The 21,163-nt window shown below is 57.1% G+C and carries 11 protein-coding genes and 1 pseudogene; 6 read left to right on the top strand and 6 right to left on the bottom strand.

The window, feature by feature from the left end:
- Positions 1-90: 90 nt before the first annotated feature.
- The 6 genes and pseudogenes from rsmI (at position 91) to AB8B33_RS24055 (ending at position 5,235) form a co-directional block, all read left to right on the top strand.
- A complete protein-coding gene (gene rsmI, locus AB8B33_RS24030) occupies positions 91-1,005 on the top strand; it encodes a 16S rRNA (cytidine(1402)-2'-O)-methyltransferase (RefSeq protein ID WP_439017300.1) in 915 nt (304 codons plus the stop codon).
- Positions 998-1,366 (top strand): YraN family protein, encoded by a 369-nt coding sequence (locus AB8B33_RS24035; RefSeq protein WP_439017118.1) that lies wholly within the window; start codon positions 998-1,000, stop codon positions 1,364-1,366. Before rsmI ends, AB8B33_RS24035 begins: the two co-directional genes overlap by 8 nt.
- A gap of 135 nt (positions 1,367-1,501) precedes the next feature.
- Positions 1,502-2,005, top strand: a complete 504-nt coding sequence (locus tag AB8B33_RS24040; protein WP_439017119.1) for a cupin domain-containing protein — start codon at positions 1,502-1,504, stop codon at positions 2,003-2,005.
- Between the two features lie 96 nt (positions 2,006-2,101).
- Positions 2,102-3,049: a glutathione synthase gene (gene gshB, locus AB8B33_RS24045; RefSeq protein WP_439017120.1), complete on the top strand. Its 948-nt coding sequence runs from the start codon at positions 2,102-2,104 to the stop codon at positions 3,047-3,049.
- 307 nt (positions 3,050-3,356) lie between these two features.
- Positions 3,357-3,458: pseudogene (locus tag AB8B33_RS24050) on the top strand (ATP-binding protein); the annotation flags it as partial.
- 46 nt (positions 3,459-3,504) lie between these two features.
- On the top strand, positions 3,505-5,235 hold the full coding sequence (locus AB8B33_RS24055; RefSeq protein ID WP_439017121.1) for a recombinase family protein: 1,731 nt from the start codon (positions 3,505-3,507) through the stop codon (positions 5,233-5,235).
- 267 nt (positions 5,236-5,502) lie between these two features.
- On the opposite strand, the gene AB8B33_RS24060 is transcribed toward AB8B33_RS24055, so the two are convergent.
- The 6 genes from AB8B33_RS24060 to AB8B33_RS24085 form a co-directional block, all read right to left on the bottom strand.
- Positions 5,503-5,970, bottom strand: coding sequence for a toll/interleukin-1 receptor domain-containing protein (locus tag AB8B33_RS24060; protein ID WP_439017122.1), 468 nt, complete (start codon positions 5,968-5,970; stop codon positions 5,503-5,505).
- 274 nt (positions 5,971-6,244) lie between these two features.
- Entirely contained in the window at positions 6,245-8,542 is a 2,298-nt protein-coding gene (locus tag AB8B33_RS24065; protein WP_439017123.1) for an AAA family ATPase, read from the bottom strand.
- 341 nt (positions 8,543-8,883) lie between these two features.
- Positions 8,884-9,528, bottom strand: coding sequence for a recombinase family protein (locus AB8B33_RS24070; RefSeq protein ID WP_439017124.1), 645 nt, complete (start codon positions 9,526-9,528; stop codon positions 8,884-8,886).
- Positions 9,529-9,688: 160 nt separating this feature from the next.
- Positions 9,689-11,164 (bottom strand): HlyD family type I secretion periplasmic adaptor subunit, encoded by a 1,476-nt coding sequence (locus AB8B33_RS24075; protein ID WP_439017125.1) that lies wholly within the window; start codon positions 11,162-11,164, stop codon positions 9,689-9,691.
- Entirely contained in the window at positions 11,161-13,284 is a 2,124-nt protein-coding gene (locus tag AB8B33_RS24080; RefSeq protein WP_439017301.1) for a type I secretion system permease/ATPase, read from the bottom strand. Before AB8B33_RS24080 ends, AB8B33_RS24075 begins: the two co-directional genes overlap by 4 nt.
- Before the next feature lie 153 nt (positions 13,285-13,437).
- Positions 13,438-21,162 (bottom strand): hypothetical protein, encoded by a 7,725-nt coding sequence (locus tag AB8B33_RS24085; protein ID WP_439017126.1) that lies wholly within the window; start codon positions 21,160-21,162, stop codon positions 13,438-13,440.
- Between the last annotated feature and the right edge of the window lies 1 nt (position 21,163).

Below are 21,163 nucleotides of genomic sequence, written 5' to 3' on the forward strand. Positions count from 1 at the left end.
CAGTGCAATGCTCACAGAAATTGCGGCCCTTGTCGAAGCCACACCGCTCGCCCATAAAGGGAAGAGGCTGGCGGAATGAAAGCGAATGACATGACGGAAGAGACGACAGCGGAAACTGGCGCCCGGCGCGGCTTTCGCCTGCACAATATCGCGGTGCCGGCGCGCCCGCTCGAACCGGCTCTCTATCTCGTCGCAACGCCGATCGGCAATCTCGGCGATATCACGCTGCGGGCGCTGGAAACGCTTGCCGGTGCGGATGTCCTCGCCTGCGAGGATACACGCGTTACCCGCGTCCTGCTCGATCGCTACGGCATTCAGAACCGCCCCTTTGCCTATCATGAACACAATGCCGATGAGGCCGGGCCGCGGCTCCTGCAGGCGCTCGAAGCCGGCAAGTCGGTGGCGCTGGTTTCCGATGCCGGCACGCCGCTCGTCTCCGATCCCGGCTATCGCCTGGCGCAGCAGGCGATCGAAGCAGGTTACCGCGTCATTCCTATTCCCGGCGCCTCCGCACCGCTTGCGGCCCTCGTCGGCTCAGGGCTGCCGAACGATGCTTTTCTATTTGCCGGTTTCCTGCCGACCAAGGACAAGGCCCGTCGCGACCGTCTCGCAGAATTCGCAAACGCACCGGCCACACTGATCTTCTTTGAATCGCCCCATCGCATCGGCGCAACGCTGCTGGCTGCTGCCGATGTGCTCGGCGCTGAACGCGAGGCGTCTGTCTGCCGCGAACTGACCAAGACCTATGAAGAATTCCGCCGCGGCACGCTTGCCGAGCTCGTCACCTATTATGAAGAGCATGACAATGTGAAGGGTGAGATTGTTCTCGTCATCGGCCCGCCGAAGGACGAGCCGGCAACTGCGGCGGATGTCGACGCCATTCTCGCCGATCTCTCAAAATCGCTGCCAACCGCCGGGGCCGCGACCGAGGCTGCCCGCTTGACCGGCCTGCCGCGCAAGGTGCTCTACCAGAAGCTTCTCGACATGAAGGCGGCGAATGGCTGACGGCGAAGCCACGCTCCGCAGGAGAAAGGCGCTGCGTCGCGGCTCGGCGGCAGAATATATTGCCGCCATTTTCCTGATGCTGAAAGGCTATCGCATTCTCGCCATGCGCTACAAAACGAAGCTCGGCGAGATCGATATTATCGCTCGCAAGGGAGACCTGGCCGTCTTTGTCGAGGTCAAGGCGCGCGCCGACGAAATGGGCGCCGTGGATGCTGTGTCCTTCGCCTCGCAAAAACGCATCCGGGCTGCGAGCGATCTCTGGCTCGCCCGCCAGAGGGACTATTCCCGGCTCTCACAGCGCTATGATATCGTTGCGATATTGCCGGGAAAACTGCCTCGTCATTTCCCCGATGCTTTCTAGGGGGCGCTAAATTCCGCAGGCGGCTAAAAACTGACGAATAAGCTTTCGTTAAAATTTTAGCGTCTGCTTGAACGGGCTTTTACGACTCTTTTGTTATCCACGGCTCAGCTAGGGGTAGCAAACTGGGGGTAATTCATGGCCTTGAAGATGATGCTTGCAACCGCCGTCGCCATGGCTGCGCGGTCCGTGCCTTACGCCGCATTGAAGACGGCTGGCAAATCGTTCGTTGCGCAGGCAAGCGACCGCATGGTGCTGAAGTCGACGCCGATCAATCCGGACTGGATCATCAGCGGCAATCCGCAGGCGCGCACGGCAGAACATTCCCGCGGCCATGACGAGGCATCGCTGACGGCGATCTGGGATTGCACATCGGGCGAATTCCGCTGGCGTTTCGGCTGGGACGAGACGGTCATGATCCTCGAAGGCGAAGTGCACGTCACCACCGAAGATGGCCTGGAACGCACGCTGCAGGTGGGCGATGTCGCTTTCTTTGCCGGCGGCACCTGGGCGAACTGGCGGGTCGACAATTATGTCCGCAAGGTCGCCTTCCTGCGCAAGCCTTTCCCGAAGCCGCTCGCCATTGCCTATCGCCTGCGCAACCTCTTGCGCAACGGCGGCGGTACCGGCATCGCGGCCTGAAAATTGCGCCGGCGGAGGCGCGCGAAGCCATTGATTGCCGTTGCGTTTGACGCCTGACCGACCTACATCTGGGCGGCATCAGCTCAAGGGACGGAAATGGCCAAGATCAAGAACGTAGCGGTCCAGATGGACCATGTCTCCGGCATCAATATCGCGGGCGATTCCACCTTCGCCATGAGCCTTGAGGCTCAGGCGCGTGGCTACAAGCTCTTCCATTACACGCCCGATCGCCTGAGCTTCCGCGATGACAAGCTCTATGCCGCCGTCGAGCCGATGGTGCTGCGCGACGTCAAGGGCGATCACTATGAACTCGGCGCCCCTGAGCGCATCGACCTGTCGACCATGGACGTCGTCCTGCTGCGCCAGGACCCGCCTTTCGACATGTCCTACATCACCTCGACGCATCTTCTGGAGCGCATCCATCCGAAGACGCTCGTCGTTAATGATCCGGCCTGGGTGCGCAACTCACCGGAAAAGATCTTCGTCACCGAATTTTCCGACTTGATGCCGAAGACGCTGATCACCAAGGATCCGGGCGAGATCCGCCGCTTCCGCGACGAGATGGGCGATATCATCCTGAAGCCGCTCTACGGCAATGGCGGCGCCGGCGTTTTCCATTCCACCAAGGACGATCGCAACCTGTCCTCGCTGCTCGAAATGTTCGGCCATCTCTTCCGCGAGCCTTTCATCGCTCAGCAATACCTGCCTGACGTGCGCAAGGGCGACAAGCGCATCATCCTCGTCGACGGCGAATTTGCCGGCGCCATCAATCGCGTCCCGGCCGAGCATGACAGTCGCTCCAACATGCATGTCGGCGGCCGCGCCGAGCCGACCGAACTGACGGCGCGCGAAAAGGAAATCTGCGAGCGCATCGGCCCGGCTCTGCGCGAACGCGGCTTCCTGCTCGTCGGCATCGACGTCATCGGCGATTATATGACAGAGATCAACGTAACCTCGCCGACAGGCATCCGGGAAGTGAAGAAGTTCGGTGGCGCCGATATCGCAAGCCTGTTGTGGGATGCGATCGAGCGCAAGCGCGGCTAAAGCAATACCAGCAAAAGTGCAATGCCAACAAAAGTGCATAGTGGTTTTGCGTTCGGAATTGCGGCAAAACTGTGCAGAGATTTTTTTGTTAAAACAAAGAGATAGAGAATTTTCGTGTTTCGAAGAAAAACGGAAATGCTCCAAGTGTTCCGCCTTTGATCGCCTTCGTTCCGGCTTTGCAACCTGCTGCAATTTGATTGCAGCGGATAGCTGAATTCGTTCGCTTATCGTTCTTGTTTTATTCCATATTCCATGCCAGATTGTGACCGCCTTCATAGGTTGGGGTTCAGGGTTACGGGGCAGGGGCATGGTCGCGCGCGTCAGCACGGTTGCATTTCAGGGCATTGAAGGTGTGCCGGTCGAGGTCCAGGTCATGGTCGCTCCCGGTAAAATGGGAATCCACATGTTGAGGTGGATTAATTTATGAGGTAAGTGCTTTGTCTTAAGGAGAAAGCATGAAACCAAAAGCCTATTCTTACATCCGCATGTCGACTGATGTTCAGTTAAAGGGCGACAGCCTACGCAGACAGACTGAAGAGTCTAAGCGTTACTGCGACGAAAACGACCTCGAACTGGTCGAAGATTTCAAACTCCAGGATATCGGTGTCTCCGCTTATCGCGGCAAGAACGTAGCGCAGGGTGAGCTTGGTAGATTTCTATCTCTTGCTGAAGATGGTTTGATCCCGGAGGGGTCGTTTCTAATAGTCGAATCTCTTGACCGCATCAGTCGTGAAAAACCTCAGACGGCAGTTGCGCTATTTCTTCAAATTCTGGAATCAGGCGTCGACATAGTCACGTTAACCGATCGGCGAGTTTACAAGTCCGGTAGCGCCGATGTTGCTGATATCCTTCTCTCTGTCGTGATCATGGCTCGCGCCTATGAGGAATCTCGCACCAAGGGTCTGCGCGTTGGCGCGGCATGGGAGAACAAGCGTAGGAACATCCACGAGAAGAAACTCACGCAAGTCGCACCTGCGTGGCTGAGCCTATCCGAAGATCGACGGGCTTTCGATGTAATCCCTGAGCGTGTCGCGGTTTTGCAGGCCATCTTCAACGATGCTGACAACGGCAAGGGTTCTTATCAGATCGCTCGAAAACTCAATTTGGACAGCGTGCCGACATTCGCTCCGTCGCAAGGCTGGCATGAATCTTACGTCTCGAAGCTTCTGACCAACCGCGCCGTGCTAGGTGAGTTTCAGCCTCATCGATATATCGAAGGCAAGCGCACACCGGCGAGTGATCCAATCGCCGATTATTTTCCTGCTGTTATTTCGCGAGACCAGTTTGAACGGATACAGGCTGGTCGCGCTGTGAGAAAGAACCGGGGGAGTGGTCGCAAGGGTCGTAACAACATCAACCTCTTTTCAGGCGTGGCGACTTGCGGCTACTGCAAAGGTAAGATGATGATTGTAGACAAGGGCTCTGGACCAAAGGGCGGGATCTACATTCGGTGTGACAATGCCCGTCGTGGAAACGAATGCTGGGCGGCGATGTGGCCGCTAAAGCACCTCGAAACTGCCTTCCTCTTTTTTGTGAAGGAATTGGATTTGCAGTCCTTGATCGTCGAATCTTCGGCCAAGGACGCTCGATTGCTTGCGGAAGGGCAACTGGCCGCGATCTCCAACGAATTGACGAAGAAGAAAAAAATGCGGGAGAGCGCGTTCGATCTTTTATCCGATGACAGCGTTGGCACCGACTTCGTCAGAGAAAAGCTTGCTGACTTGGCAAGCGAAATACAGCGGCTCGAGAAAGAGCTGGCAGAACTCAATTCTGAGGCTAAGCAGGAACTCGCGCGACAGGCCGATAGCGATCTTGACGTTCAAATCCTTATTGAAGCTATCTCGGCCGGACCAAAAGAAAATCAGGACAGTCGAATTGCGGTCGCGGATTGGATTCGCCGCAACGTACAGCAGATGAGGATTTATCCTGACGGACTCGAAGGTCCTCGGCGCGAAATAGAGCGAATGTCCGCAAGTTTGGACCCGGATGTTGCCAAGCTTCTGGATGCTTCAATCGCGTTTACAAAGCGGCATAACGCACTGATTGACGGGTCCCACCGGCGCTTTTCAGTCTCATTCGGCGGTCATAGGTTTCGAGCAGTCGAGGTTGATCGAGATGATCCCACCAAACATATCGTTATGACATTCGCCGACGATGACAACTGGGGGATAGAGGGAACGAGCTGAACTCTCAAGCCGCCTTGCGGGTTTCCGAAATCTTCTGAAACTCCGCCAACATGTCTTGATATTTTGAATTGCTGCGACCGCTTTGCGCCCCAATCGCAGTCATTGTGACGTGTTTGCCATGCGCCCGTAATCGGACGTTGGCTATATGCCCATGGTCAGCGGGCTATAGCTTCAGCCGACTATGGGCCTATATCGCGAATTCGGACGCTCAGCGAGACCTGTCGTAAAACGACGAGACCGGGCGTTGTAGCCAACATCGCAATAGAGCTATGTGGCTATGAGCTCAGCGAGCTTATCAGCCACGATTGCTAGCGTGTCCTCCCCGGTGCTCAGGCCATTTCGCGAGGCAAGCAGCGGACTGACGTTGCGGAGAGCATCATAAGTCGTATTATGAATAATAGGTACGAGTTGGTCAGTCGCAAGAAGCGCTGAAAGCTCTCGGTCCGCAACACCTCCCGTTGGAAGGCGAAGCAGAAGCGCGGGTGTCACGAGCACGATCCCGATGCGCGACTTTGCCAATCCCCTATCAATTTCGCGAAGGAACGACGATCCAAGAGGAATGTCCTTTTCGCTGAACCAGACGGATACGCCGCGCGCTTTGAGCTGATTGTAGAGTTCCGTGGCATCTTCCAGCCGGTCGGCCCACGCATGGCATAGGAAGACATCACGAAGATCAGGTAGTTCCGCGCGCCTCTCGACGGTTTCGCGGATCGGTTCGAGTGCCTTAGCTTCCACGGGCGTATACAAAACTGTTGAGCCGGCTTTTGACCACCTCGCTCTAACAGTGCTGGACCCGCCGCCGCTACGTCCCGACGAAGAGGAGTAAGACGGGGAGGAGTAAGACCGGGACGGGGACGAAAACGCCCCATACCCATAGCCTCCATATCGGCTAGAGCTGCCGCCGCAAGCAGGGCACTCTGCTCTACCACTCGCTGTGCGGTGGCCCCGTGATGGTGCTGTGCATCGAGCCATTTTGAAACCTTCTCCTATTCTTCATCAAACCTGCACGTTATCGGCAGAGCTTCTTCAACCCCGTCAAATGCTTCCCGTCGACCTGCTCCATCATTTCGATTAGCGCGCCGGCCGCGGCTTGTGTTTCCTCCAGCGTCATTGAAGAGAAGGATAGCAAATCGTCCAAATTGTCCGAATGCGATTCGACTTGAGCTAGTCGTTCGAGTGCCATCAACTTGTCGCGATCGAGCTCGGTATAGTCCGCGTAAAGCTTGGCCATCTGACCGGTTAGCCCGGAGCTCCCGGGGCATTTGAACGCTAGAAAGACATCGAGGACACGCCGCATGACATTAGGGATCATGTACCCGTGATCGTCATAGGCACCTGCCTTCTCGACGAAGCGTAGGACATGGCTGAAGAGGAAATGATACTCGGAGTCATATTCCCGAAGCAGCTTCGACATCTCGACGATTGTCGATGATCGCCGGATTTGGCCCTCCGGAACAGCGACGTCGATGAACAAGAAGGTAGCTGAAGGCTGCTTGCCCTCAGGGGGGCGCGCCTTGTTTTTCCATGCCTTCCGAAATTCGTTCATGCACTGGAGATTGTGGGTGAGCACGATCACCTGGCCGGCCTTGTCGAGCCTGTTACGAACAAGTGAGCAAGCGAAATTGAGCGCCTTTGTGTCGAGGCTTGATACCGGGTCGTCGATGACAACGATGGCATCCTTTAGTTTGCGATTGTCCGCCTCGATCGAGGATAGGAAGTATGAGATCGCAATAGCAGTCTTTTCTCCTTCGCTCGGCATCCCTGTGATCGGCATACCGTGACGATGAAGCTGGTAGCCATCTTCCACCGGATGGATTGTCAGTTCTGCATGTCCGAGGTACGACGCTACCAGCCTGTTAATCGCCGTTGCTGCCGGGCCGTGAACCCTGATTTTCTGTCGCAGGTCGGTCGCGGTCTGTTTCAATGCAGCCAGCGCATCACTTTCCGTGATGACATTGGTGGTCGCGTCAGCGAGGTCTTTTGCCTGCTGAGCAAAATCGGTGCGGCACTCAAGCAGGAAATGGCGACGGATCGCCATCTCAGCGGTGTTTCTGTGCTTGGCAAAGTTATCGACGATGTCATTGTGTGTAATGATCGCCTCATTGATCGCTGTGATCGCTTTAGCCAATTCATCTGCGGTTGCGATGACGTCCGCCTCAGTCGACAATTTGCTGGTATCTGCAGGTGATGCGGGGCGCGTGCGTTTGGCATCGAGGACCCCTCGCAGGCCAGAAAGGTGCGCAATCGCGTTTCTGACCTCTTGTGAGACCAACTTTCTCGCTTCACTGAAGCCTTCCCGCAGCTCGGCGGAAAGCGCCTCTTTCGATGGTACGCGCTCCTCAATATCTGTGAGTGTTGCGATCACTGCGTCGAGGCGCTCAGCGGTCTTGTCGAGGCGTGCGACGAACTGGTCGACTTGGTCGTCAAGCGCGGCGGTTAGTTGGGCGCGTCGCTCACTTGAGATTGCATTCCCGCAATAAAGGCAGTCTGCCATCTCATTCGCTTGATGAAATTCGTGACCATGCTTCAGCCATAGCAGCATATCGGGATAGCGTTGCACCTCATCGAGGGCGACTGTAGTGAGTGACTGACCGCAGATGTCGACGATAAATCGGTACGCGGCGCCTATGCTTGCTGCTTCGAAGGCAATCGGTGCGATTCGCGGCATTGGTTCGTCCTGGCGCCGCGTATTTTCGGCGGCCATCAGTTCATCCTGGGTTAGCGAAGTGCCATCATCATCTTTCCAAGACTCGAAATCCTTGGCGAGAGTTGGGGCCTCATATTTGCGGCTGCCCAGATGAAGGCGCGAAGCGATCGACTTCGCACGCTCGCGTTTAAAGGTCGCGAAGGATTTTTCAGCTGATTTCTCCGCCGCGAGCGCCAGAGCGTTGGCCGTCTCTGCCTTCACGATCTCGCCTTCGATCTTGGTCAGCTCGGCGGCGGCATCCGCCTGCTCGGCTCCAATGTAGAAGACAGGGTTCGCCATCCCTGCCGCCCATTGCAGGTTCTGCTCAATATAATCGGTATTGAACACCAGCAAACGCTGTTCGAGGCCACTTGGATTTGTCGGGCAACCGAACGCAGCACCATCGTCCAGCACTACCTCGAACGAACAACCGTCGGGCAACTTCGCGTGCAGCTCTCCGGCTTGTAGGCTCGAGAACAAACGCGAGAGCGTGCTCTTACCAGACCCATTAAACCCGTAAATAAGATTATACTGGCGCAGATTGAGTGACGGGGATCGCGCATTCCGGTCAACGTGAATTCCCATGCCTTGCATTGATCGGATGTTGGCGATGATTCCCATGAGTTGAAATTCACAGCCTATACTATTCTTGTCAAGGTTGCGAAACGTTGCATAGACAAGAATGAAAGGGACATTCACTGGCCCATTCCCTAGCCAGTCGGCAAGGGCCACAAGCGGTCACTCTTCCAACCTGACCGCCATGTCTCCTGCTGGCGACGAATAGCCGTCATTCTCCTAAAACGTATAGAAAGGACAAACCTCACAAAACACGCAGATCCTTAGGTTTCGACGTCATGCATTTCTCACATAATTCGCGTCGGCCATCCTGCAACGATCAACACAAAATCGAAGATAGGATCGGCTGCTTCGTTGCGATTTCTATACGTTGGATGAAATCGCGATTAATTTAATTGATGAAGCTCACTTAAATGGCGGATAGAATTCTTTACGCTTTGCGGATGAAAGATGCCGCCCCTTGTCGGTTTAATCCCCGCCCTATTAAGATGTCGGGCGATAGCGGAATAAGACATTTCTGCCCAGCCTTCCGGTAAATACGGACGAAGCTCAATTGCCCGACGCATAGCATCCATTCTATTTTGCTGCGCAAGGCATTCTCCGTGAGCACCAAGTTTCACACCTTTCCGTTTTGCTTCAGCAAGCGCCGCTTTTGTTCTCGCCGAGATGAGCCGACGCTCCTCTTGAGCCAAAGCGGCAAAGATGTGCAACTGAAATGCTGAAGCGGTCGGCATGTCAGCGACGACAAACCCGACATCGCTTTCCATCATTTTCGCGATGAAGCTAACGCGCCTCGAAAAACGATCGAGCTTGGCGATCACCAATTTTGCGTTGCTTTTCCTTGCTGTCTTGATCGCTTCCGCGAGCTTGGAGCGATCGTCCTTCTTGCCTGAACTCGTTTCGACGAATTCCGCAATCAACTCGTCGTCGGGCTGCAGGAAGGCTTCTATCGTCGCCTTTTGTGCTGCAAGGCCCAGGCCAGAACGCTCCTGCTTCGAAGTGGAAACGCGATAATAGGCGATGTATTTCAAGGTTCCTCGTCAAACATAAACGTTGGTTTATGTTTGAAGGGTCTTCTCATTTCGACTGCATATCAACGGCATGCCCAGAGATTTAGCGTTCTCTGGGCACCTCCGTAGTCGAGATTAATTTGCGCGGAGGTAATCGCTTAAACGATCTAACAACAGCGCGTTACCGCTCCTTCATCGCCTCGGACGACACCTCGGCGATCGGTGAGAACAGATATTCCAGGATGCGCCGGCTTCCCGTCTTGATCTCGACCGACACGGCCATGCCCGGGGACAGCGCCACGGAGGTGCCATCGACATCGATGCTCTCGGCGTCCGGCACAACGGTGATCGGGAACACCAGGTTCTGAACTCTCTGCGCGTTGCCGATCGGCATTGAACTCTGGAGCTGTTTGTCAGGCTGGCCTTCGAGCTGTTGCGCGTCCGGTTCGGGAATGGCGTCCGTCGCAACCCGCGTCACCTTCCCCTCGATCACCCCATAGCGGGTGAACGGAAAGGCCTGAACCTTGATCACTGCTAGCTGACCGGGTGCAACGAAACCGATATCCTGGTTCGGCAAGTAGGCCTCAATCTCCAGTACTGCATTTTCCGGCACGACCCGCATCAGCTCCGATCCGGCCATGACCACCTGGCCAACGGTCGTAATGGCCGATGTCTGCACCGTCCCGTTGATCGGGCTTTTGATCGTCATGGCGTCCAGCTTTTTCTGCGCCCGGATGAGCTGCTGCTCCTGCTCGTCGATCTGCCGCTCTGCCTCTGTCTGCTTTTCGACATTCTCCGCCATGAAGGTCTTGATCGCCTTCTCGCCCTCGCTGGTCGCAACGACAAGGGCAGCAGACGCCTCCTCGGCCTGGCCGATCTGCTCGGCGAGATCCGCCTCGACGCGCTGCTTGGCTTCCATTGCATCAATGACGCCGAGGCGCGGCCCGGCACTCGACTCCATGAGCTGCGATCGCATCGCGACGCGATCATTCATCGTCGCAATCAGGTTTTTCTGAGCAGCCACCATGCGATTGAACCGGCCAAGCGATGCGAGCTGCTGCTCCCTTTGCGAGGAGAGATTTGCAAGCGACGACGCCAGTTGTTCCAGCGATGACTGGAACTGTGCTTCCTCCCGCGTTCTGACGGACGGAGGGATATCCTCACCGAAGACAAGAGGCGTGGAGATCGTCGGCGAATTTGTCCAAAGGCCGGCACGGTGCCACGCCTCGACCTGCGCTCTCGCGGTGGTACGCCTTGTAACCTCGGCTCGCAGCGATCGCAGGCTTGCCAGTAGTGCATCGACCTCTGCCTTGGTCTCCGTTGGATCGAGTTCTACGACGATATCGCCCGCTTTGACCTTCGAACCATTGGCGACAGGGATCGCGGCTGTCTTTCCGGTCTCCAGCGACTGAATGACCTTCACTCGTCCTGTAGGCTGCAACTTGCCCTGAGCGGTCGCGACGATGTCGAACCGGCCGAAGTAGCTCCAAACGATCGCCAGAATCACGAAGACGGAGATGAACCAGATGAGGGCCGCTCTGATTGGTGAGGCCGGCGTTTCCAGGATCTCAAGGGCCGCCGGCAGGAATGCGGTGTGATCGCGCGGTTTGCGCGGTGGCTTCTTTGGCACTTTGGGCGGACGAACGGTCTGGTTCATGGCTGGACCGGTGCCGTCTGCAATTGCCACAGATGGGCATAGAGGCCGTTCTCGCGGGTAAGCAATGTCTCGTGTGTGCCCTCCTCGACGATACGGCCATCCTTCATGCCGATAATGCGGTCGCAGTGGCGCACGGTCGCCAGACGGTGGGCGATGATGATCACGGTGCGTCCGCGCACGATCTCACGCATGTTCGTAAGGATGATGCGCTCGCTCTCATAGTCGAGCGCGCTGGTCGCCTCATCGAGGATGAGAATGGGTGGATTGGTGGCCAGCGCCCTCGCGATCGCCAGGCGCTGTCGCTGGCCGCCGGAGAGGTTCGCTCCGCGTTCCTCGATGATGGTGTCATAGCCGCGCGGCAGCTTCGATATGAACTCGTCGGCGCCGGAAAGCCTTGCCATCTGCATGGCAGCGGCCCGCGACATCGCCGGGTTGACCAGGCAGATATTGTCGTGGATCGTCCGGTTGAATAGCATGTTCTCCTGAAGCACCACGCCGATGTTCGAGCGCAGCCAGGCAGGATCGACCTGGGCAATATCCTGGCCGTCGACGAAGACCTGGCCGCTGTTTGGGATATAGAACCTCTGCACGAGCTTGGTGAGTGTCGACTTGCCGGAGCCGGAAGGACCGACGATGCCGATCACCTCACCGGGTCGGACGGCGAAGTTGATGTTCTTCAGAACATCCTGACCCTCGGGAGAATAGCGGAAGTTGACACTTTTGAAGGCGATCGCCCCTTTCGGCTTCGGCAGGCTGATTGCGACGGCAGGGCGTGGTTCGGCCGGTGCATTCAAAATATCGGATAGCCGGTCGATGGAGACCTGTACCTGCTGGACGTCCTGCCAGAGCTGCGACAATCTCAGGATCGGTTGGGAGACCTGGCCGGCGATCATGTTGAAAGCGACAAGTGCACCGACGGTCAGTTCCCCGTCGATCACGGCCTGCGCGCCGAGGAATAGCAGGGCCGCCGAGGTGATCTTGTTGACATACTGGATGGCGTTCTGGCCCTTGGCGGCCAGCATGGTCGCAGCAAACGAGGACTGAACATAGGCAGCAAGGCGCTCTTCCCATTGCGCTGCCACGACCGGCTCGACGGCGGCTGCCTTCATTGTCTGGATGCCAACGACCGTTTCGACAAGCATCTGCTGGCTATAGGCGCCGCGCTCGAACTTTTCGTCGATGCGGTCCTTCAGAAGCGGGCGGATCAGGACGCCGATGGCGATATAGACCGGGATCGAGGCCACGACGATCCAGGCAAGTTTCGACGAATAGGAAAAAAGAACCGCGATGAAGACGATGGTGAAGATGAGATCGAGGCCCGAAAACAGGCCTTGGCCGGTCAGGAAGGCGCGGATCGTTTCCAGTTCGCGCACGCGGGCGATCGTCTGCCCCGTGGCCCTGGTCTCGAAATAGCTCAGCGGCAGATTGAGCAGATGGCGAAACAACCGCCGCCCAAGCTCCACGTCGATCCTGTTCGTCGTATGCGACAGCGCATAGGTTCTAAGATATTGCAACACGGCGTCGAAGAGGCCGACGGCTGCCAGCCCGACGACCAGGACGATCAGGGTCGAATAGCTGCGATGGGCGAGAACCTTGTCGACGACGACCTGGAAAAACAGCGGCGTGATCAGCGCGAAGATCTGCACGATCAGCGAGGCGATCAGAACATGGCCGAAAGCCTGCCGATAGCGCCAGATCGCCGGCAGGAACCAGCGCAGGCCAAAGCTCTTGGGCGATGCCCCCGGTCCGGAGAACCGGCGCTGCACGAGAATGAACCGGCCGCCTGTTTCAGCAAGCAGTTCTTCGGCCGAGACATTGCGCGCGGAAAAGGCAACCGGATCAACGAGCCGGAAGGTCCCATCGCCCGTCGAGCCGCCGAAAACGGCAAAGGAGCCGTCTGCGAGCATGGCAATGGATGGGGCCGGAAGCGTTGCGAGTTTGGCCGCATCACGGGCCTGAACGACACGGGCCTTCAACCCAAGGCTCTTGGCTGCTCGCAGCAGGTCATTCGATCCGCAAGAGCCGATGACCGCCAGGTCTCTAGCAAGTGTGGCCGGCTGCGCTGCGATCCGGAAATAGCCGGCAATCGCGCACAGAGCCGAAAGCCCGCTGTCGACGATCTCGACGGCGGGCTCATGCTCTACGGTTTTGTTTGTTTCGGCGGTGGCCGGATCAGCGGTGACGATCACGGAGGCCGTCCTGCATACCCAGAAAGGAAACGACGCACATCCATCGAATGTGCGCCGCCATGGTGCGAGCGGTCATCGCAAGGCTCACGCAGCAACACCGTTGGTATTCTTCTGCCAAGCAAGGCTCGCATCTGCAACGAGATGGGTCTGACCGTTCGTCGTCTCGTAGCTGCTCGTGCCTGATATCGCCGAACCGTCGTCGAATGCCTGTGCACCGCCTGGATTGGGGATCAGGTTGACGAGTTTGATGCCCGCCTCAGACATAGTGAGCAGTTCGCCGACATCGCTGATGCCGTTCTGGTTGCTGTCGCGCCAGATGCGGAACTCGCCCCAGCGGGCGTCATTCGCATCAAGAATATTGTCGTGGTTCGTGTCGAAGGCGAGACGGAGGCCGTCGAGGTCAGAAATGTCGGCCGTACCATCATTCTCTGGCCACTGTGCAAATGCCAACTCTCGCGCCTGATCGATGATGCCGTCAGGTCCGCCAGAGCCATCAGCACCGAGATCGATCGCCAGGAAGCCATCGTTCGGACCGACCCAGGCCGTCTGATCCCGAACGCCGTCACCGTCCCAGTCGAATGTGGCGTTGCTTGCGGTCAAATCCAATGGCCGCAGATCTATATGGCCGTCGCCATCAAGGTCCAACAGTACCGGCCGCTGAGTTCCGTCATCGTAAGTAGTTATTTGGTATTCTCGGTTTCCATACTTGTCAAACTTCCCATAAATACTTGCCCAGTTGTATTGGTTGAGATAATCATACAGAGTTGCGTCGTATTTTGTTTGACCAGTATCGTCTCTGTACGTAATATGAGTTTTTAAGTAATATTTTTGTGTCGATGAATTGTAATAGTAAGAATCCCAATAATAACTGAAATTGCTATTGTTGTAAGGATCGTAAACGTAAACATCGTATCCACCATCGGCGAAGTAATAATTCTTTTGGGTTATTTTTTCGGCGCCGTCCTTGATAACGAGAGAATATGGAGTCTCATCGGCATTAAATGTGTAGTCATATGTATACCCGTTATCGTACCGAGTAGTCTGGTAGCTGAGCTTTCCAGCAGCATTGAATGTCTGGTCGATCTGGCGCCACGCTTCCTTGCTGAGCGGATCGAAGTAAGTGGCGCTTACGGCCAACCCGGCCTTACTTGCGGTCTCGACTTTCGACACCAAGCCACTTGCTGCATCATAGGTTGTCTTCACTGAGCTTCCGTCAGCCGCCACATTCAATTGTTCGGTCTTGCGACCGAGCGAATCCTTGGTCGTGCGGGAGGAGAGCGATCCGAGCGCATTAACGATATCGATGACTGTTTGGGTCGCTGAGCCGGTGGTGTTGAGGTCGACCTTCGTCAGCGTGATCGAGCCATCGATATGTTTGACGGAGGTCTCGGTGTGATCGGTGGTACCGTTGTTGTCGGCATCCTTGGTGAGCTTGGAAATCAAGCCATCGGCACTTGTCGACAGGGTACCTTTGCCGACGGTGGCGCCAGCCGCTGCCTTTTCTGTCACGACCGTCTCGATCGAGCCGTCGATCTGTTGCGTCGACTGCATGGTGACCTCGAAGATGCCGTCGCCATCATAGTCGTAGTAGCTTGTCTTTGTCCTGCCGTCCGCCGATGTCGTCGTTTCCAGCTTGGCCGCAATCGCCTGCTTCCAATAGACGCCGCCGGACGAGAGATAGGAGACGTTGCGGGCAGTCGTATTGTTGCTCACGACACTCTTGATATTGCCGAAGAGATCCTTCGTCACCGTCTCGGTCTGGTCAACGGCGTTGTCGCCATTGACGTCCTTGGTCGTGGTGGTCGTCCGGCCGTCGGAAGAAAGCTCGGTCGTCATGACCGCCGCCACCTTGTTGGTGACGAGGTCGGTGTCGGTCATCACCGTCGTGCGTCCCCCATCGGCGCGGATCGTATCGTTTATGATCCGCTGACGTTCGTTGGTACCGTTGCCGTCGTAATCCCAAACCATCGTCGTCTGGCGTCCATCCGCAGAAACGGTGGTGGTGGTCTTGTCGGCAACCGTGCCGTCTGCCTTGAGATCGGTGATGACGGAAGTCTGGACGCCAGTATTAGCGGTCGTTACCTGCTGACGCTGGTCGACGATGCCGTCGCCATTGACGTCGCGTTCGATCGTCACGCGGGCCTTATCCGCACTGGTGAGGACGACGGCTTTGTCGGTGAGGACGTTGCTCGCATCCGTCCCGGTGACCGTTACACGCGATGCGCCATCGGCAAGCAGCGTCGTCTCTGTCTTCGTTCCCTTGTCACCAAAGACTGGGCGAGTATCGACCGTGCGAACGACGTTCCCGGACTTGTCCACCGTGGTTACCGACTTGGAGATGACCGAACCGTCGGCCCTGAGGTTCGTCACCGTGCGCACCTTGGTGCCATCGGCATTGAGCGCCGTGACATCCGTGGAGGTTTGCGAATAGGTGCCCGTCCCGGCCGGATCCCACTGCTGGCTGACGGACAGGCCGTTGGCGCTGGTCGTTGTCATGTAGTGGCTGGCGAGTGTGGTGCCACTGAGGATTTTCACATCCTGTGTGCGTGAACCATCGGCGTTCAAGACCGTCGTGTCGGTGCTCGACTGATCGACGGTCCCGTCGCCACCCTTGTCGAAGTCTATCTGAGTCTGGAGGCCCGTGCCGGAGACTGTCGTTGTTAGCTTGTTGCCAAGCGCCAGTCCGCCCGAACCGGCAATAGATTCTTGGACGACAGTCGTGCGCACGCCGGTAGCCGCAATCGCGAGGGCGGATGTAATCCGCTTGTCGACGGTGCCATCGCCGTTGGTGTCGTAATCGGCAGTGGTGCTGAAGCCGTTGGCCGAGGTCGTCACTTTGGCCGAGCTCTTGACAGTGCCGGTCGAGGTCAGATCCTCGAACTTCTGCTGCTTGGAACCGTTGCTGGCGACCGTCTCGGTAATGCGTTGATCGATGACGCCATTGCCGTCGATGTCCTTGGTGGTCGTCTTGACGATCCCATGAGCATCGGTCGTCGTGATCGTCTTGCTTTCAAGCGATCCATCCGCCTTCAGGTAGGACAGCGTCTCGGTCGTGGTGCCGGTCTGGGCGACGACGACAGCATCGGTCATCGAGCGTTTTGTCGTGCCGCTCGCATCCGCCCAGCTCGTCGACTTTGTCTTTCCATCCGCCGATGTGACCGTCGTCGTCTTCTCGACGAGCGCATTATTGACGTCGAGGCGGGAGAAGATGTGTGTCGTTGCGCCGTCGGCGCCGACGGAACGCGTGCTCGATGTCTGCTCCTCGAACGTGCCGTTGCCGTCGAGGTCGGACTTGGTTGTCTTGGTAAGACCGTTGGCCGTCACCGTCGAGACCGCGCGGCTCGCCAGCGTTCCGTCCGCCTTGTAGGTCTCGACCGTGTCGGTCGACAGACCATTTGTCGCGACCGACACCGTTTCCTTGCGGTCGTTCGCGCCGTCGCCGTCGATATCGGATGTTGCCTGGCTGGTCCTGCCATCGGCGCTGACCGTGGTGACCGACTTGCCGATCAGGCTCGCGTCGGCGCCGGTGACGGTGGTGGTCTGCGTCGTCGAACCGTCGCTGTTAAGGGTCTTGGTCGACAGCGTGCTGCGTTCAAACGTGCCGTCGCCGTTGGCGTCAACGTCGCTGCGCAGCTGCAGGCCGCTGGCACTGGTCACGGTTCTGGTCTGGCCGGAGAGAGCACCGTCAGCACTCTTCGTCGTCACCGTCTGCGTGCGAGAACCATCTGCTCCCAGAACGGTGGTGTCCTGAATGAGAATATCGAAGGTGCTGTCGCCGTTCAGATCGCGCCTAGTCAGGATGGAAAGCTTGTTGCCGCTGGTCTGTACGGAGTCCAGGCTGAGCACAGTGTTATTGCCGGATTTCACATAATGAGAGTCCGTCCTGCTTCCATCGGACCAAAATGACGTGAGATCCTGGATCACACTGTCCATCACGCCATCGTTGTTCAGATCGGTGTTGGTTAGAGTGGCAAGGCCGCTCGCCGTGACAGCCGTCGCCGTCCTGCTGATGACGGTACCATCGGCCGCGAAATTACGGGTGTAGGAATCCGTGTTGCCGCCGACATATTTGGTATTGCTGACGATCTTGTCATAGACCCCGTCGCCATTGGAGTCGGTGCTGACCGTCGTAACCTGGCGGTTTGCGGCGGTGACGGTATATTCTTGGCTGAGCAGTGTTCCGTCGCCGCTCGCCGTCTTCACCGTCTCCGTCCGCGTGCCATCGGCGAGGAGGCTGAGCGTATCGCTGCTGCGCACATCGATGACCCCGTCGCCGTTGCTGTCGGTCGTGATCGTCTGCGTCAGGCTGTCAGCCGAAGTGATCGTAATCGTTTTATTCAAGAGAGTGCTGTTTGCGCTCTTCGAATAAGATGTCTCTGTCTTGCTGCCATCGGCATTGGCCGTGGTTGAAGCGACATAAAGAAGCTCGGCCGTGCCGTCACCGTCTGCATCGGTGTCTATCGTCTGGGAGAGTCCGTCGGGAGACGCGAGCTTTGATACCTTGGAAACAAGAGACCCATCCGCATTCAGAACGCTGACGACCTGATTCTTATAGCCGGCGGCATTGGTACTGAACGCGGTTGTGCGGTCGGCGACGCCGTCGCCGTCGGTATCGGCCGTTTCGTTGACGGTTTTGCCGTCGGCGCTTCGGGTCGTCACGACCTTCGACAGCAGGCGGCCATTGGCAGCTGTTTGCTGAACCGTTTGCGTTACCGCTCCGTTCGTGCCGACCACACTGACGTCGCTTTCGACCAGGTCATAGATGCCGTCACCGGTCTGGTCGGTGGAGGTCGCCGTGGATCGGCCGTCGGCTGACGTCGTCGTGACCTCCTTGCCGCGGAGCGTGCCGTCACCGTTGTAGACCGAGTTTGCGACCGAAATGTCGCCCGACGATCCTATCGTCGTCAGTGACACCGTCTTGGTGTCGACGTCGCCATCGCCATCTTCGTCGGATGACAATGTGCTGGTCTTGTTGTCGGCGCTGGTGACCGTAACGTCCCGGCTGAGCAGCTTGCCGGCCGAGCTCTTGTCATCCACCGTCTTGGTGCGGGAGCCATCACTGCCGATCACCGTCGTTTCGGTGATGATATCCTCCACCGTGCCGTTGGCATCCACGTCGACGGACGTGGTCTTCGTCAAGCCGTTGGCGCTGGTATCGACTTTGGTCCTGGTAAGGACCGTGCCGTTGATGCTGAGTTGTTCGGTGGTCGTCGTGTTCGATCCATCAGCATTGCGGACGTAGGTTTGTCTCTGATCGATGATGCCGTCGCCGTCATTGTCCAGCGTTGTCGTCACGGTCAGATGATCGGCACTGGTAACCGTCGTGGTGCGATCCGCAAGCGATCCGTCGGTATTGAAGTTCGAGACGGTCTTCGTCTGGACGCCGGAAGCATCGACAACAAGGACATTGGTCTGGGAGCGATCGAACGTTCCGTTGCCGTCGTCGTCGAACTGAGTCTGGATACTGCGTCCATCGGCGCTGGTAGTTACCACATTACGGAAAGCAAGGCTGCCATCGGTATTGTAGGCAAGGATCGTCTTCTCGAGCGAATTGTCGGCCTTCGTCGTACTGGTCGTCTTGATGATATAGGCATCGTCATCGTTCGCCAGCTTGGCGTCGCCGACGGTACCCGTCGTCCCATCGGCGCGGGTGAAGGTGGTGGTTCCCGTGATCGCTGATCCGTCTTCGAATGTCTGGCCGCTACCGGTTGGCGTCAGATCGATCGAAGTGATGCCGAGGCTGTCGAGGGTCACCAGTTGGCCGTTCACCTCCACTCGGAACTTCGACCATTGCGCATCGCCGGCATCGAGCTTGCCGTTGCCGTTGGTGTCGAAGATATGCCTCAGCGCCTCAAGGTCGCCCGTCGCCGCAGAATCCCATTCCGTGAAGGCAAATTCGCTCGACCGCGTGATCTTGCCGTCGCCGTCAGCATCGATGACAAGCACGCCGATGCCGGCTCCGGCCCAAGCAGTACGATGCTGGTAGCCGTCACCGTCGAGATCCAGGAACTTCGACGAGGTCGGCAGGGCCTCGACGCTCAAGCCGTTGCCGCTCAAATCAAGAAGAACCGGCCTCGTAGAGGAGCTCCAGTTGCCGCTGGGGCTTGGGCCGTAATCGCTGCTACCATGGGAGTTGGAGCTGTTGCGTGACGGGGACCTGGAACTGCTGGACGAAGAGGAGCTTGAAGAACCAGACCGTCTCGCCTCGTTCTGTGCGCGGTGCTGATCGACGGCATGATAGGCTTCAGGAGAATAAGGCGAGATCCCTGCCTGAGCCGAATACACGTCCAAAAAGCTGTAGCCACGCGCAAAAGCGCGGTCGGCGACATGTTCAGGGGAGCCGATCTGTTCGCCATATCTGGCGGGTCCAAGGGATTCAAAAAAGCCTCGCGGAGATATCGTTCCGTGTGCGGCCTCCACAGTTTGCACATATTGCATGGCGCTATATCGGAGGTACTGCGCAGTGGCGGGATTACTATATGGTCCAGCCTTCTCCGCGTAAGCCACGCCGAAGATTGCTTGAGTTAGAAAGCCACTGGCGCCGGTGAGGTTAGCCGCAGCCGCCGCGGTCAGGCCCCAGCCGATTGCAGTGCCCGCAAAACCCGTCGCGCCGCCCAGCGAATTGTAATAATAATCCAGCGCAGCTCCGCTGAACCTCTGAGTTCCATAACCTGGGACGTCGAACGCCTTGGCGACCCCCTCTTGATAGTCAACACCCCTTCCATTGTGGGCGATCGGGTCGGACACGTTATGAACTTTGACACCCCCGGCGACATAGGTATGTAACTCTTCAACTTCGAAATTGTATGTTTGCCAGCCATCCAATTCGACCGGCTGCAGTGCGGCCCCGCCTGCCGAGATGCCCAGAATCTGCGCCTGCTCGAACATCTGCGCCGCCTCGGTTGAATAAACAATTCGCTCAGCCGCAACTTCTGCCAGGGCGCCGGAAGCAAGAACAACAGTCGCGCGACCCGATTTGATCATGTTCTCGATTGGCGGAAATTGGCCAAATTCGTCGAGGAAATGGTGGCCTGGCGTGCATATGAGCTCTTTCGGCGCGCCCTCTTCGGCCCAACTCAACTTCACCCATTCCGTAGTGACGTTGCGGAAGACTCGAATTACACGGCGAGGAACAAGTGGACCTCGTCCGTTTTCGTGAGACGGATCAAACGCGAGAACTAAATCATTAGGTTGTATTTCACGTATCGGCTTAATTCCGCCAACTACTCGTATCTTGGTGTCGCCGGGAAAGCACTGAGCAGGTCTCTCAGACGGGGTGGGAACGTTATCGAATATGGGTTGCCTAACGATGTCGGCTGGGAGGAGCCGTTCGTACAGAGCTACTTTGTTTAGATCAAGAGTCGGAGCTTTGAATAGCGCCCAATAACTGGCTACAGCGGCCGCGCGCTGTTCAATGTTAAGGTATTTCCATTTAGCATTGCGAAGATCCGTGATCTCATACTTCCGGCCGTCGCCCGCGAAGTCCGCGTACGCGACTGCCAATTTGATGGCCTTTTCGAGAACGTCTTCGCCGTGCTGATGTTGGTAGACATGTCCAAGCTCGTGTATGAAGTGCTTTTGCAGATCCTCCCCCCAAACTGTTAAGTCATCTTTATAATAAGGATCGCCCTTCGGAAAATACATATTCCCATCAGGGGTTATAGTTGTCGTCTTATTTTGAAAAGAAAATGGCCCAAGCTTAAGAAAGCTTTCATTGTATATCTTAATTCTACTGTATTCTATAGAGTATCCATAAATGGATCTTCCAAGATTAATTTCACCTTCGGTAAGATATCTGAAGTTCGTCACG

Origin of the sequence: Rhizobium sp. 768_B6_N1_8 (genome assembly GCF_051811225.1) — a bacterium.
Lineage (GTDB): Bacteria > Pseudomonadota > Alphaproteobacteria > Rhizobiales > Rhizobiaceae > Rhizobium.

What these genes read in the sequence shown, in the direction of transcription:
- AB8B33_RS24075 (WP_439017125.1), bottom strand. Translation starts at nt 11,164, where the DNA reads ATGAACCAGACCGTTCGTCCGCCCAAAGTGCCAAAGAAGCCACCGCGC.
- AB8B33_RS24040 (WP_439017119.1), top strand. Translation starts at nt 1,502, where the DNA reads ATGGCCTTGAAGATGATGCTTGCAACCGCCGTCGCCATGGCTGCGCGG.
- gshB (WP_439017120.1), top strand. Translation starts at nt 2,102, where the DNA reads ATGGCCAAGATCAAGAACGTAGCGGTCCAGATGGACCATGTCTCCGGC.
- AB8B33_RS24055 (WP_439017121.1), top strand. Translation starts at nt 3,505, where the DNA reads ATGAAACCAAAAGCCTATTCTTACATCCGCATGTCGACTGATGTTCAG.
- rsmI (WP_439017300.1), top strand. Translation starts at nt 91, where the DNA reads ATGACGGAAGAGACGACAGCGGAAACTGGCGCCCGGCGCGGCTTTCGC.
- AB8B33_RS24035 (WP_439017118.1), top strand. Translation starts at nt 998, where the DNA reads ATGGCTGACGGCGAAGCCACGCTCCGCAGGAGAAAGGCGCTGCGTCGC.
- AB8B33_RS24065 (WP_439017123.1), bottom strand. Translation starts at nt 8,542, where the DNA reads ATGGGAATCATCGCCAACATCCGATCAATGCAAGGCATGGGAATTCAC.